The 13,949-nt window shown below is 59.9% G+C and carries 13 protein-coding genes and 1 pseudogene; 11 read left to right on the top strand and 3 right to left on the bottom strand.

Annotated elements, in window-relative coordinates; genetic code table 11:
- The first annotated feature begins 120 nt into the window (after positions 1–120).
- Complete coding sequence (locus ACN2TU_RS06875; protein ID WP_435154148.1) at positions 121–1,185, top strand: phytoene/squalene synthase family protein; 1,065 nt, start codon at positions 121–123, stop codon at positions 1,183–1,185.
- A gap of 211 nt (positions 1,186–1,396) precedes the next feature.
- Here ACN2TU_RS06875 and ACN2TU_RS06870 read toward each other — a convergent pair whose 3' ends face one another.
- The gene (locus tag ACN2TU_RS06870) at positions 1,397–2,254 is read right to left on the bottom strand and encodes a 3-hydroxyacyl-CoA dehydrogenase family protein (RefSeq protein WP_435154146.1); all 858 of its coding nucleotides are present in this window, start codon (positions 2,252–2,254) and stop codon (positions 1,397–1,399) included.
- 177 nt (positions 2,255–2,431) lie between these two features.
- Here ACN2TU_RS06870 and ACN2TU_RS06865 point away from each other — a divergent pair, with 177 nt between their 5' ends.
- The 3 genes from ACN2TU_RS06865 (at position 2,432) to ACN2TU_RS06855 (ending at position 4,763) form a co-directional block, all read left to right on the top strand.
- Positions 2,432–3,016 carry a DUF7409 domain-containing protein gene (locus tag ACN2TU_RS06865; protein WP_435154144.1) on the top strand — a complete coding sequence of 195 codons (585 nt, stop codon included), beginning with the start codon at positions 2,432–2,434 and terminating at the stop codon, positions 3,014–3,016.
- A gap of 119 nt (positions 3,017–3,135) precedes the next feature.
- Positions 3,136–3,927, top strand: coding sequence for a class I fructose-bisphosphate aldolase (locus tag ACN2TU_RS06860; protein WP_435154142.1), 792 nt, complete (start codon positions 3,136–3,138; stop codon positions 3,925–3,927).
- Positions 3,927–4,763, top strand: coding sequence for a class 1 fructose-bisphosphatase (locus tag ACN2TU_RS06855; protein WP_435154141.1), 837 nt, complete (start codon positions 3,927–3,929; stop codon positions 4,761–4,763). Before ACN2TU_RS06860 ends, ACN2TU_RS06855 begins: the two co-directional genes overlap by 1 nt.
- Before the next feature lie 51 nt (positions 4,764–4,814).
- Here the strand turns inward: ACN2TU_RS06855 and ACN2TU_RS06850 are convergent, their stop codons facing one another.
- Positions 4,815–7,286, bottom strand: a complete 2,472-nt coding sequence (locus ACN2TU_RS06850) for a hypothetical protein (RefSeq protein ID WP_435154139.1) — start codon at positions 7,284–7,286, stop codon at positions 4,815–4,817.
- Between the two features lie 324 nt (positions 7,287–7,610).
- Between ACN2TU_RS06850 and ACN2TU_RS06845 the strand changes: the two genes are divergently transcribed.
- The 3 genes from ACN2TU_RS06845 (at position 7,611) to ACN2TU_RS06835 (ending at position 10,423) form a co-directional block, all read left to right on the top strand.
- Positions 7,611–8,033, top strand: a complete 423-nt coding sequence (locus ACN2TU_RS06845) for a DUF7344 domain-containing protein (RefSeq protein ID WP_435154138.1) — start codon at positions 7,611–7,613, stop codon at positions 8,031–8,033.
- Between the two features lie 152 nt (positions 8,034–8,185).
- On the top strand, positions 8,186–9,892 hold the full coding sequence (locus ACN2TU_RS06840) for an acyl-CoA carboxylase subunit beta (RefSeq protein WP_435154136.1): 1,707 nt from the start codon (positions 8,186–8,188) through the stop codon (positions 9,890–9,892).
- Positions 9,893–10,069: 177 nt separating this feature from the next.
- Positions 10,070–10,423 (top strand): DUF5658 family protein, encoded by a 354-nt coding sequence (locus tag ACN2TU_RS06835; RefSeq protein WP_435154133.1) that lies wholly within the window; start codon positions 10,070–10,072, stop codon positions 10,421–10,423.
- Between the two features lie 9 nt (positions 10,424–10,432).
- On the opposite strand, the gene ACN2TU_RS06830 is transcribed toward ACN2TU_RS06835, so the two are convergent.
- Positions 10,433–10,882 carry a MaoC family dehydratase gene (locus tag ACN2TU_RS06830; RefSeq protein ID WP_435154130.1) on the bottom strand — a complete coding sequence of 150 codons (450 nt, stop codon included), beginning with the start codon at positions 10,880–10,882 and terminating at the stop codon, positions 10,433–10,435.
- A 303-nt stretch (positions 10,883–11,185) separates the two neighbouring features.
- Here ACN2TU_RS06830 and ACN2TU_RS06825 point away from each other — a divergent pair, with 303 nt between their 5' ends.
- The 4 genes and pseudogenes from ACN2TU_RS06825 to gdhB all read left to right on the top strand — a co-directional run bounded on the left by ACN2TU_RS06825 (position 11,186) and on the right by gdhB (position 13,908).
- A complete protein-coding gene (locus tag ACN2TU_RS06825) occupies positions 11,186–11,629 on the top strand; it encodes a PQQ-binding-like beta-propeller repeat protein (protein WP_435154127.1) in 444 nt (147 codons plus the stop codon).
- A pseudogene (locus ACN2TU_RS06820) lies at positions 11,626–12,255 on the top strand (outer membrane protein assembly factor BamB family protein); the annotation flags it as partial. The gene ACN2TU_RS06825 and the pseudogene ACN2TU_RS06820, both read left to right, overlap by 4 nt.
- The gene (locus ACN2TU_RS06815) at positions 12,234–12,461 is read left to right on the top strand and encodes an outer membrane protein assembly factor BamB family protein (RefSeq protein ID WP_435156142.1); all 228 of its coding nucleotides are present in this window, start codon (positions 12,234–12,236) and stop codon (positions 12,459–12,461) included. The pseudogene ACN2TU_RS06820 and the gene ACN2TU_RS06815, both read left to right, overlap by 22 nt.
- Positions 12,462–12,633: 172 nt before the next feature.
- Positions 12,634–13,908, top strand: coding sequence for a glutamate dehydrogenase GdhB (gdhB, locus tag ACN2TU_RS06810; RefSeq protein WP_435154124.1), 1,275 nt, complete (start codon positions 12,634–12,636; stop codon positions 13,906–13,908).
- Positions 13,909–13,949: the final 41 nt, after the last annotated feature.

Raw genomic sequence — 13,949 nt, 5'->3', positions numbered from 1 at the left:
TCGGTACTCGTTTGCCGCTCGGTAGATTCGCAAGGGATTTGGCCCTCGAACCGAACATGACACGTAAGCCCAAGGGGTTTTGGCGTTTCAGCCCGAAGGGTCGGAAGGTTCAGTAACAGAATGGATAGCCACCCACCGACTCCCGCGAGTACAGACCAGCCCTCCCGCGCCGACCTCGAATGGTGTCATCAGGCGGTTCAGGGGGTTTCCCGCACGTTTGCCATCACCATCGATTTGCTTGATGAGCCGATGGCGGACGCTATCTGTGTCGGCTATCTCCTGTGTCGAGTTGCCGATACGATAGAGGACGCAGGACACATCCCGCCGGACGAGCAGGCACGCCTCCTTCAACAGTACAACGACGTGCTCGACCCCGAAAACCCAACGACAGTGGACGAGTTTCACGACCACGCCGAAGAGTGGATTCCCGACGACGGCGGTGACGACTGGGCTGTCGTCGCACACGCTCCGCGAGTCGTCGAAACGTTCGCGACCTGTCCGGACTCCGTTCGGCAGGCAGTCAGGCCCCCGGTTCGGGAACTCGTCGGCGGGATGGCGATGTTCGTCGAACGGTACGACGACACGGACGGCCTCCGAATCCGAACCCTTCCGGAACTTGAAGAATACTGCTACTACGTCGCCGGAACGGTCGGTGAACTCATCACGAACCTCGTCTGTCGCAGTGCGGACGAAGACCAGGCAGACCGCCTGCGAGAAACCTCCGAGTCGTTCGCCCTCCTCCTTCAACTGGTCAACGTCTCGAAAGATGTCTACGTAGATTATCATGACGAGAACAACGTCTACCTACCGGCGACGTGGCTCAGCGAGGAAGGCGTTCCACAGGATGAACTCTGCGACCCGGAACATCACGACGAAGTCGCGGAAGTCGTCGCGCGCACCGCGGAACACGCCGACGGCTTCGCCGACGACGCCCAAACGTACTTAGAAAGCATGCCACGGACGAATGGAAACCGTCTCGTCGCATGGGCTATCCCCTACCTCCTCGCGATCGGTACGCTCCGCGAAGTTCGTAAACGCCCCGAAGACGCCCTCAGACGCGCGGGAATCAAGGTGTCTCGGGAAGAAGTTCACGCACTCATCACATCGCTCTCGGGCGGTGTTGACCGGGACATGCTCGGCGAACTGCGCCGGACGATTGCGGATCGACCGTTCCATCGGGCCTAACTCACTGTTATCGGTGCTGGTACGCCGAAAGGTCGCACGTCTTCTCGTTCGGTTCAATTCTTGCGAACGTCAGCGTGCCGTCGGGTTCGAACTCTCAGGCGTCGAATCGACGAGGCCCGCAAGCCACCCTGACAGCAAGAATAGCCACGTCGTCGAAATGGCGACGCCGACCACGAACCGTACGCCAAACCGCCAAGGAAAAGAAACCGTTTCAGTACTCGTAGAAGCCCTTCCCGGTCTTCTTACCCAAATCGCCCGCGTCAACTTTGCGCTTTAGCAGGTACGCCGGTTTGTATCGGTCGCCGAGTTCCTCGAACAGGGTCTCGCTGGCATCCAGACAGATGTCCAGTCCGATGTGGTCGGCGAGTGTGAGCGGTCCCATCGGGACGTTCGTTCCGAGGGTCATTCCCTTGTCGATGTCCTCCTTGTTGGCGACACCCTCGTCGTAGGCCCGGATTCCTTCGTTGATCCACGGCATGAGGATGCGGTTGGTGACGAAGCCGGGTTTGTCGTCGGATTGCCACGTCTCCTTTCCGAGGTCTTCCGCGAGGTCGTGGGCAAGCGTGACCACTTCGTCGTCGGTTTTCTCGCCGACGACGAGTTCGACGCCTTTCATGATTGGAACAGGATTCATGAAGTGGAGGCCGACCACGAGTTCCTCGCGGTCGGTCACGCTGGCGATGGTGGTAATCGAGAGCGTGCTGGTGTTGGTCGCGAGCACTACGTCTTCGGGGAGCACCTCGTCTAACTCCGAGAAAATATCCTGTTTGATGTCCATGTTCTCGACGGCGGCCTCGATGACGAGATCGCAGTCCGCGAGGTCGTCGAGGTCGGTCGTGCCCGTGATTCGGGCGACAGCCGCGTCAGCCTCGTCCTGACTCATTTTGTCCTTGCCCACGAAGCGGTCGAGGCTGCTTTCGATGGTGTCGAATCCGCTCTCCACGAACTCGTCTTTGATGTCGCGCATGACCACGTTGTACCCGCTCGTCGCGGCTACTTGCGCGATACCGCTACCCATGGTACCTGCGCCGATTACGCCGATGCTGTCGATGTCGGAAAGCGTACGCATGGCGATGACTGCTCCGGGAACGGTTGTAAGGATAGCGGAACGCGAACGAAATCCACTGAACTGGTCACAGTTACTGACGAACGCACCGAAACTATTTCTATCTGAATATAATAATCAAATAGATAGGTATTGTGGAGAAACATTCAAGATAGATGAGTGGGAGGCAAAAACAAGTCGGTGAGTGCAGTGACTGAAGATGACACTATTGGGAGAGGGACGGCAGACACTCGTCCGACTGACGTGCAGTACGTCGGACCAGCGACGGCGGTAGTCATCGAGGAGGCGACGTTCGATGCCGAGGACATTCGGAACAAAACCGTCTCCTACGAGATGTTGCGCGAGGCGGGCGTCAATCCCGGAGTCGCTGGCCGCCTGCGCAGGGAACATTCCCTGTCGTGGTCGTTCGAATCCGGCAGCGACCTTTCCGACCGGTTGAGTCAGATTCGCGGCCTACAGGACGATGAACGCGCGTGGATAGCCGCAAGTTCCGGCGACTGGGAACAACAAACGGCCGAAACCGCCACGACCGACGGAAGCGGAGACGCCAAGGCGGAGGAAGCGGCGTGGCGTGACCGGAGCAGTCCAGACCCGGTGACCGACGTGCCGGAAATCGACGACAGTCTGGCGACGGAACTCGCGGAGGCGGGAATCACGTCGGTTCGAAGCATGGCCATCGCCGATCCGAAACGAGTGGCCGACTCGCTCTCGTTCGAGCACGGCCGAGTCAGTGCGTGGCGGAACGCCGCCCGCGACCTGCTGTAATTTTACTACTATCGTAGTTCACAAAACACACAATAGACATATCGAGCGCTACGAAAACAGGAGTTTTGACTCACGCGCTACCAGTAGACTCATATATTTTGTCGCCGCAGTTCGGGACGATGATTCCGCTGACTGACTCGCAAGTGACGCGAGACGGCAAAGCACTTATTCTTGCAATGGATCACGGTCTGGAGCACGGACCTTCGGCCGACTTCAGTTCCGTTCCGGACACGCTGAATCCGGAGATGATTTTCGAAACCGCGACCCACGACGCGGTGACCTGCCTCGCAGTACAAAAAGGTGTCGCGGAGACGTACTATCCCTCCTACGACGACGACGTGAACCTGCTCGCCAAACTCAACGGCACGAGCAACCTCTGGATGGGCGAACCGTACTCGCCGAAAAATTGGACGGTCGATTACGCCGCCGAACTCGGCGCGGACGCGGTTGGCTACACCGTCTACTCCGGTTCGAACCACGAGACCAAGATGTATGAGGACTTCCGCGATGTTCAGGAACGAGCACACCGCGAATACGACATGCCCGTCGTGATGTGGTCGTACCCACGCGGACAGGGACTCAAAAACGACACGAAAGAGAGCACCATCGCCTACGCGACGCGAATCGCGCTCGAAATCGGTGCGGACATGGCGAAAGTCAAGTACCCCGGCTCTCGCGAATCAATGGAATGGGCCGTCAAATCCGCCGCCGACATGCCGGTCGTCATGAGCGGTGGCTCGAAAACGAGCGACTACGAGTTCCTCTCCAGCGTCGAAGCCGTGATGGACGCAGGCGGAAAAGGACTCGCAGTCGGTCGCAACGTCTGGCAGCGAGACGACCCCGAGGGCATCCTCGACGCACTCGAAAAGGTCATCTTCGAGGACGCGACCGCTGACGAAGCGCTCGAATAATGGACACGCTCGACAAAATCATCGAAGCCGTCGCCGCCGCCGCCCCCGATATCCGGGGCGGACTCGCCGGTCGTCGCCGAAAGGCTGACGAGGAAAACCCCAGCGGCGAGACGCAGATGGCGGCGGACGTGTGGGCCGACGAGTACCTCGAAGCCGAACTGACGGCTATCGACGGCGTCGGCGAGTTCGCCAGCGAAGAGCGCGAAGGCGTCATCGACTGCGGTGAGGGTCTCTCGGTCGCAATCGACCCGCTCGATGGTTCGTCGAACATCAAATCGAACAACTCGATGGGCACCATCGTCGGTGTCTACGACGCACCCCTCCCGGCGTCGGGACGAGACCTCGTTTCATCGGCGTACATCCTGTTCGGCCCGATAACGACGATGATGGTCGCCCGCGAGGGAACCGTGACCGAGTACGTCATCGAAGACGGCGACCCCCGACCGGTCAACAAAGATCTGACACTTCCCGACGACCCCGTCGTCTACGGCTTCGGCGGACGCGTTCCGGATTGGACCGACGACTTCGCCGAGTACGTCCGCGAAATCGAAACCAACCTCAAACTTCGATACGGGGGCGCGATGATCGGCGACGTGAATCAGGTGCTGACCTACGGCGGCGTGTTCGCCTATCCCGGACTCGAATCGCGTCCTGAAGGCAAGCTCCGCCTCCAGTTCGAGGGCAACCCGATGGCGTACATCCTCGAATCCGCAGGTGGTAGGTCGTCCGACGGCGAACGGTCGCTTCTCGATGTGGAACCCGAAGGACTCCACCAACGAGTTCCGGTTCACCTCGGCAACGAGGAACTCATCGACCGACTCGAATCGATGCTGTAATCGGCCATTTTTCGAAAACCGATATCTTGAGGTTCGGTCGTCAGTTCGACGTTAGCCGGACTGCGTCGTCACGGTCGGTGGCGTCCCCGGGTTCGTTCCGAAAATCGGCGTCGTCGTCGCAGTGGTTCCGACGGTAGTTGTTCCACCGATGGTCGTTCCGCCGATGGTCGTTTGTTGTCCCGTTGCCTGCGTCGTCGGTTGGGCCTGCGGTGACTGCGCACCGGTCGTTTGGGTTTCAGTTGGCTGTTCGAGGCACGCCTGCACGTCGTCCTGTTCGATCACCGCGACTTCCTGCCCGTTCGCGTCGAAGAACGTCGCGTTGAGGAAGACGAAGCCCTCGGCACCGAGGTCGGTCGTGGTGTTATTCCACGTAAAGGTGCCATCCGGCGATTGCTCGAAGTCGTTGGACGAGATGTTCTGGGTGACTTGGATTCCCGATTCTGGGTTCGAGACATCGATCAACACTGCGACCAGTTGGTAATCCGCCGGTTGCGTCGTGTTTGCGGTAACCTCGGTACACGTCAGGTTCGCAGCCAGCGGTTCGGCGGGTGGTGTCGGCGTGGTGGTAGTGGCGTTCGGCGTCGTAGTCGTGACGTTTGACGCGGTGGTAGTGGCGTTCGGTGTGGTAGTAATCGCGTTTGGCGTGGTAGTGGCGGTAGCTGTCGTGGTCGTCGTAACTGCCGGGGTGGTGGTGACGCTCGTCGTCGCGTTCGTCGTCTGCGTTTGAGTCGCCGTGGTGGCGTTCGTCGTCCCCGCAGTCGTGGCGGCCGTCGTGGTCACCTGCGTCGTTTCGGGTGGCTGTGCGGTGGTCACAGGAGGTTGCGTCGTGGCTGGTGGTTGAGTCGCTGTTACCTGTGAAATCTGCTCCGCCCCGTCCCGCGCGGCCGACCGAACCTCCTGCGGTTGGACGTTCTCCGCCGTGGTGATTCGTTCGCTAGCCTGTACGGTACCTTCGCGGGCGGCCTGTCGAATCTGGCTCGCGTCGTTCACGTTCTGCTGGGCCGCCGCTTGGGCCGAACCTGCCGCGGCACCCGCCGATGCAGCTTGAATCTGCGCGATGGTTGCTCGCTGAATCTGCGTGATGCCACCGGTCGCCGCACCGCGTGCTGCGGATTGAATCTGGATGACACTCGCCTGTTGGCTCTGAGAAATCGCGCCACTCGACGCCCCCTGTGTTGCAGCCTGCACCTGCTGGACGGTCGCTTGCTGGCGCTGATTGCCACTGACTCCGCCCGTTGCAGCACCCTGTGCGGCGGCTTGTACCTGGGTAACGCTCGCTTGCTGGCTTTGAGTGACGGCACCCGACGCTGCACCGAGACACGCGAACTGAATCTGTTTGATTCGAATGGTTTGCACCTGCGTGATACCACCCCGTGCAGCACCCCTCGCGGCAGCCTGTATCTGTCGAATCTCGACGACTTGTTTCTGGACGGCACCCTGAATGGCTCCCTGCGCTGAACCCTGCGCGACGACCTGAATCTGCACGATGTTCACGGTTTGTATCTGGGTGATGCTCAATGCGCCCGCCGCCGCGCCGCGACACGCGAACTGAACCTGTTTTACCGTTGCTTGCTGTATCTGCGTGACACCGCCCGCGGCCGCGCCCTGTGCGGCGGTTTGAATCTGGACGACGCTCGCTTTCTGACTCTGGGAAATCGCACCCGCGGACGCCCCTCGGGTTGCGGCCTGTACTTGCCGGATGTCGACACGCTGTACCTGTTTCACGCCTCCTTTCGCCGCTCCCAGTGCGGCGACCTGCACTTGTTTTGCGTTCGCACGTTGTGACTGTAATGCACCAGCGGCGGCACCCTGTGCTGCGAACTGCACCTGTTTCACCGCGACTTGTTGACGCTGATCAAGTGCGCCGAAGGCAGCACCCTGTGCGGCCTCCTGAATCTGTGAAACGCTCGCTTGTTGTTTCTGAACCGCACCTTTCACTGCGCCTTTTGCCGCACCGCTCGCCGCGACCTGCATCTGTTTCACGTTCGCCTGTTGGCTCTGCGCGACTGCACCGTGTCCAGCACCGAACGCCGCGGCCTGAACCTGCTTGACGTTCGCGCGCTGAACTTGCCTCGAGCCAGTCGTCGCCCCCTGTGTCGCCACCTGAATCTGTCGAACGTCGACATCCTGACTCTGAAGCAGCGTTCCGTGTGCTGCACCGCGGGCGGCGGCTTGCACCTGTTTCACGTTCGCCTGCTGGTTCTGCGAAACCGATTGTACTGCACCCTGCACCGCGGCCTGACGCTGTTCCTGACTGATGGAAACACCCTGTTGCTGTGCTAGTGCCGCCCCTTGCATAGCGCCCCGTGCGGCCGCCTGCTCGCGCTCGGAACGCTGCTGGAGACCCGAAGCAGAGACAGAGGTGTCTATCTGTTCACTCGGTGGGAGAACGTCCGGCGTTCCGGTCGATGCTCGCATGTCCATCGACGGGTTCGAACCGGGTCGAACCACCGAGACGATTCCAGTGCTCGCGAGACTCACAACCAGAATGAGCACGAGTGTTGTCCGCACGAACCGTCTCATAATCGTCCACCAGACGCCGGGTTCGGGTTTCAACCTTGGACACCGTTAATTCCGTTTTCACCTCGGTGCGGGTTCGTTGCGGATATACCACAGTAAGCCATCCTTGACTACCGTTCGAAATCCCACCAATCCATCGCGGTAATCCCCGTTTCGACGGGAGTCTCTACTGCGTTCGAGGGTCGATAACCGACCCGTATATAATCGGTATCATACTTATTAGAAATAAAGATATTCCGACCCGTGTCTTCATTTCGACTGCCAACTTTCTAGGTGTCTAGATTCACCATTCTTTATCCACGGTGGTCAACTGCTGATGAGCGTCGCATGAGCAACGAGTCACCATACCGGGACGATTCGGGGAAACGATCGTCTACAGATCCACCTCACGTACTCCGTGCTGAACCTGCCGTGAGTAGGCCCTCTTTCGACGATATCTTCAAACTGTTGTCGGAGAAGCGGCGACGATACGCCATCCACCATCTCTCGACGACGCCGGATGGCGTCGCGACGCTTTCCGACCTCGTCGAGCAGGTCGCTGCGTGGGAAACTGAAACGTCGACTGCCGACGTACCGGATGATTATCGACGACGTGTCGAAGCATCCCTTCACCATACGCACCTGCCGAAACTCGATGATGCAAACATCATCGACTACGACGCGCGGAGCGAATCGGTTCGCTACTGGGGACAGCCCGTCCTCGAAGAGTATGCGGAGCACGTTGCCGCAATGGAACTGCCCGAACGGTAACCGCTCGTCACAATTCGTCCCGCGTCGGCCCCAAAGACGCTTCTGCCGCCTCCCTCTGCGAATTTCCACCCTGTGAGTGTTTGTTCTCGCTCGAAAGTTTTGCCGCGTGCGAAAGGGAAAATGGTTTGAAATCATCCCACGGACACGCAAGCATGAAAGTCCGCATCGGTACGGGGGCAACCGAGGAGGAAGCCTCAGCCATCGCGAGCGCGCTCGCTCAGCACGTCGGGAGCGAGGTAAACGTGTACGTCGGCGACGCAGACGAACCACTCGTCACGTGGAGCGACCCCGGAGAACCGCCGGAGGAAGACGATTTGGAACCCACGGAGCGCGAAAAGGAGCTGTGGAAAGAAATCGAAGCCATCGAGGCAGGCGGCCCCGAGAAGTACAAGGAACGACTCGCCGAAAAGGGGAAACTGTTCGTCCGCGACCGACTTGACCTTTGGTTCGGTGACGACGGCGTGAAGTTCGAGGACGGCCGGTTCGCCGAGTTCGACGCGGAGGACAAACTCCCGGCGGACGGACTGCTCACCGGTGCGGCGGAGTTCGAGGGCCGGGACGTTCACTTTATGGCGAACGACTTCACGGTCAAAGCCGGAAGCATGGCAGCGAAGGGTGTCGAGAAGTTCCTTCGCATGCAACAGCGCGCACTCCAGAGCGGTAATCCCGTCCTCTACCTGATGGACTCCTCCGGGGGGCGCATCGACCAGCAGACCGGATTCTTCGCCAACCGCGAAGGTATCGGGAAATACTACTACAACCACTCGATGCTCTCCGGGCGCGTCCCACAGATCTGTGTCCTGTACGGTCCGTGTATCGCGGGGGCGGCCTACACCCCCGTTTTCGCCGACTTTACCATCATGGTCGAGGAGATGTCCGCGATGGCAATCGCTTCCCCACGAATGGTTCAGATGGTCACTGGTGAGGATATCAGCATGCAAGACCTCGGCGGGGCACAGATGCACGCCGAACACTCCGGTAGTGCCGACCTCGTCGCCCGCGACGAGGAACACGCCCGCGAACTCGTCGCCGACCTCATCACTTACCTCCCGAACAAGGCTCACGAGAAACCGCCCCGAAGTGAACCAAAAGCCCCGAAAAAGTCCCCCAAAGGCATCGACGAGGTCATTCCACAGAGTCCGAACCGAGCCTACAACATGACCGACGTAATAGAGCGTGTCGTGGACGCGGACAGCTATTTCGAACTCCGCCCCGACTATGGCGGCGAAATCATCACTGCGTTCGCGCGAATCGACGGCCGACCGGTCGGTATCATCGCCAACCAACCTGCACAGCGGTCGGGCGCGATTTTCCCCGATGCCGCGGAAAAGGCCGCGGAGTTCATTTGGAAGTGTGACGCCTTCGAGGTACCCCTGCTCTACCTCTGTGACACGCCGGGATTCATGGCGGGGTCGCAGGTCGAAAAGGACGCGATTTTGGAGAAGGGTAAGAAGATGATTTACGCCACCTCCTCCTCGACCGTGCCGAAACAGTCCGTCGTCGTTCGGAAAGCCTACGGCGCGGGTATCTACGCCATGTCCGGCCCGGCGTACGACCCACAGAGTATCATCGGACTTCCATCGGGTGAAATCGGCATCATGGGGCCCGAAGCCGCCATCAACGCGGTGTACGCCAACAAACTGAACGCCATCGAGGACGAAGAGGAACGCGCCCAGCGCGAACAGGAACTCCGCGAGGAGTATCGCGAAGACATCGACGTTCACCGGATGGCGAGCGAGATGGTCATCGACGACATCGTCCCGCCGAGCACCCTGCGCGAGGAACTGGTCAACCGCTTCGAGTTCTACGCGGACTTGGAGAAAGACCTACCGGACAAGAAACACGGCACGATTCTGTAACTCGGCCTGCCACCAGAATCGGTTCTCGGGGAACCGATTTCAAAACTGTCTCACGGATGACTATTTCAGCTGGTTTAGGGAGTTCTTTACCCACTGCAAGCCAGTTCATAATAAAGACCCATTCCACCGTCGGTGTCGATAGACCACGCGGAACCGATTCGCGTGTATGACACACCCATGAGCTACCGACGACTACGGTTGCCGACACGACTTCGGCGCGCGATTTTGCCAAACCTTGGCGCGGTCGAGCGAGCGCTCTGGCTGCTCGTGTTCGCCGTTCTCTTTGCCGACTTGCTGACGACGTACATCGGCTTGAACGCTGGTATGACCGAATCGAACCCAGTCGCGCGCAGCGCGCTCTCCCAGTTCGGGTTCGTGGCCCTTGTCGGATTGAAAGCGTTTTCGCTCGGAGTCGGATTCGTCTGTCGGCGGCTCGTTCCGCGGGAGTACGTCGCGCTCATCCCTGCGGGACTCGCGCTTCCATGGACGATTGCAGTGGTCGTCAACCTCTCCTTGTTCGTCCAACTCTGAACTGGGGAGTTACTCCGGCTTTTTCAGCGAGAGAATCGTACGCTCGAACTCACAGACGAGTTCGTCGTCCTGGTTGAACACTTCGACCTGCATGGTGACGACGCCGCGCTCGCCGTCGCTCGTTTCGCGCTTTTCGGTTACGGTTGACTGTGCGCGGATTGTATCCCCGTGAAACACCGGTTTCGGATGCGATACGTTGTCGTAGGAGAGATTTGCGACGATGGTGCCATCGGTCGTGTCCGGAATCGAGAGACCGACCGCGAGACTCATCGTGTAGAGTCCGTTGACCAGTCGCTCGCCGAACTGCGTGTCGCCGGCAAATTCGGCGTTCAAGTGGAGCGGCTGCTGGTTCATGGTCATATCGCAGAACTGCTGGTTGTCGCTCTCGCTTATCGTGCGGCCTTTCTCGTGTGTGATAGTTTGGCCGACCTCGAACTCTTCGTAGTACAGCCCCGTCATGGCGGTATCTCCATTCGGAACCGGAAAAATGCTATCGGTCTGGAACCGATTGTTGCAACCGTTCCAACTGTTGCGACGGCGGAGAGGCTGTGTAACCGGTTCATGACAAAGTAGACAGTATTCGAATACTGAGATAATCAGACCGAAATTAAGTCGGGAGAAAAACATGAAGGACGAGAACACGCGGAATTCGGCGACGAATCGACATGGGTTCGATGTGACAAGGTTGAACAACGATTCCATTTTTCGGGTGAATCTGACGGCATCGACGTAAGTGCGACTGGTGAGTTTCAGTTCGACCAGGTGGTTACGCGCCGGGACACCAAAGTCTCGCGAAACGTCGAATGGTCGTTCGAGTGTTCCGAGACGACCGGTGACGTGCGCACCGAGGATGCCCGAACGAATGACGAATCGGCGGCACACCGCGTAGGCGAGCGCTCCACGACGAGCGAAGACGTGAAACGATTCGTCTCGGATGGCGGCTACGAGTCGGAGTCAGAACGGATTGCGTCCGATGGCGGCGTTGACGAGCGCGGAAGTCAGTTCGGAGCAGGCGCATCCCCACCGACCCCCGAAAGCGGGGAAACACCGGGGAGCAAAACGAAACTCGACGCGGAAACCGTCCGCGCCCGCTGGTATGTACAGGTCGGTGGCCCGGTCGAAACCGCCCCTACCGTCCGCGACGGTTCCGTGTACGTCGGCACCGAAAACGGGTTCGTCTGCGACATCGACCACCGGACGGCGTGAGCAACTGGCTGTTTCAGGCACCCAACGCCGTTGGAACGCCCGGCGTCGGTGACGGACTGACCTACGTCGGCGACCGCAGCGGGAACCTGTTCGCACTCGATTCGGTGAGTGGCGCAATCGAGTGGCGATTCGAAACGGATGCCGGACTGGAAGTATCCCCGACACTTCTCGGTGACACTCTTTACGTCGCGACCCGGGACGGACAGGTGTTCGGCCTCGATGCGCAAACCGGCGAGGAACGGATTTCGTTCCGCAGTCCCGCACGAGCACTCACCTCGCTTCGAATCGCGGGCGACACCCTGTACGCGACCGGTCTCGACGGTGGTCTCTTTGCCCACGATTTAACCGACGGAACGGAACAGTTCCGCTTTGCCCCGTCGCTCGCTATCGCCGGTGCACCGGAAGTTGTCGGCGACACGACATACGTCGACACCGTCGATGGGGATGGGGTGTACGCCATCGACGCCGAAACCGGCGAAACGAAGTGGCGCTACCGAATGGAGGCGGGCATCTGGTCGTCCCCGGTCGCCGTGGGCGGCATCGTTTACGTCGGCTGTGCCGACGGCAACGTTTACGCGTTGGACGCTCGCGAGGGAAGCGTCCGATGGCGTGTCCAGACCGGCGCGCGCGCGTCTGGGGGTCGCCTGTCGTCACGAACGAGTTGGTGTACGTCAGCAACGACGATGGCTTGGTATTCGCGCTTGACCGCGCCGACGATCGCGTTCGGTGGCAGTTCCAGGCACAAGATTCGCTCGTCCCCCCGCCAACGGTCGGCCGCGATGGTGTCTACGTCGGTGACGTGGCGGGAACGGTGTACGCACTGCCACAGTAATCGAGCGTTTCGTCCTTCGGCGTCGGTTCCGGCCACACATCGCGCAAAGACGACAATCCTGATTTTTCTCATCGCGTGTCGTGGTATTGCATATCGCTTCCGTTTCGGATGGCAAGGTCTTTCTTCGGTCGGGTAAGAATTGCCGGTCAGAACTCGCAGAGGCCCCTACATCATGTCATCAACTGGGAAACAGAAGGAAGAGGAACCGGAGACGGCGGCTGAAACGGCTCGGCGACAACTCGAGCGTGCCGCGGCACATCTCGATGTCGAACGCGGCATCATCGAGCGATTGAAACATCCGGACCAAGTTCACCGCGTCTCGGTTCCGCTCAAGCGGGACGACGGCAACACGGAGATTTTCACCGGCTACCGCGCGCAACACGACAGCGTGCGTGGACCGTTCAAAGGTGGAATGCGCTACCACCCCGGAGTGACCGAAGAGGAGTGTACTGGTCTCTCGATGTGGATGACGTGGAAGTGTGCCGTCATGGACATCCCGTTCGGCGGTGCGAAAGGCGGTATCGTCGTGAACCCGAAGGAATTGAGCCACGAGGAAAAGGAACGACTCACGCGACGCTTCGCCGAGGAACTACGCGACTTCATCGGCCCGATGCGCGATATCCCTGCGCCCGACATGGGAACCGACGCGCAGACGATGGCGTGGTTCATGGACGCCTACTCGATGCAGGAAGGCGAAACCCAACCAGGTGTCGTCACGGGCAAGCCGCCCGTCGTCGGCGGTTCCTACGGACGTGAGGAATCACCCGGTCGCTCGGTCGCAATCATCGCACGCGAAGCGTGTGAGTACTACGACTACCCGCTCGAAGACACGACGATTGCAATCCAAGGGTTCGGTAGTGTCGGCGCGAACGCGGCACTCTCCCTCCACGAGTGGGGGGCGAACGTCGTCGCCGTCTCCGACGTGAACGGCGCGATTTACGACCCTGACGGGTTGGCTATCGACGAGATTCCGACTCACGAGGAGAAACCGGAGGCGGTTACGACCTTCGACGCACCACAGCGCGTTTCGAATGACAAACTTCTCGAACTCGACGTCGACGTACTCATCCCGGCGGCAATCGGCAACGTCCTCACCGAGGCAAATGCCCACAACGTGAAAGCCGACATCGTCGTCGAGGGAGCGAACGGTCCGACGACGACCACCGCGGACGAAATCATGGAGAAGCGCGGCATCCACGTCATTCCGGACATCCTCGCCAACGCGGGCGGTGTCACGGTGTCGTACTTCGAATGGTTACAGGACATCAACCGGCGTCAGTGGTCGCTTTCCCGCGTCAACGAGGAACTCGAAACCGAGATGCTCAACGCGTGGAACGACGTGCGCAGCGAAGTCGAAGACCGCGATGTGACGTGGCGTGACGCCGCGTACATCGTCGGCCTCTCGCGCATCGCGAAGGCCCATCAGGCACGCGGTCTCTGGCCATAAGCCGGTTGCAGGAATTCGCCGTATCCGTTCGCGGCTGAAAA

It is taken from the genome of Haladaptatus marinus, from assembly GCF_051194195.1.
The sequence above is the reverse complement of the archived record's forward strand: the minus strand, read 5'-3'. Positions and strand labels throughout refer to the sequence as shown.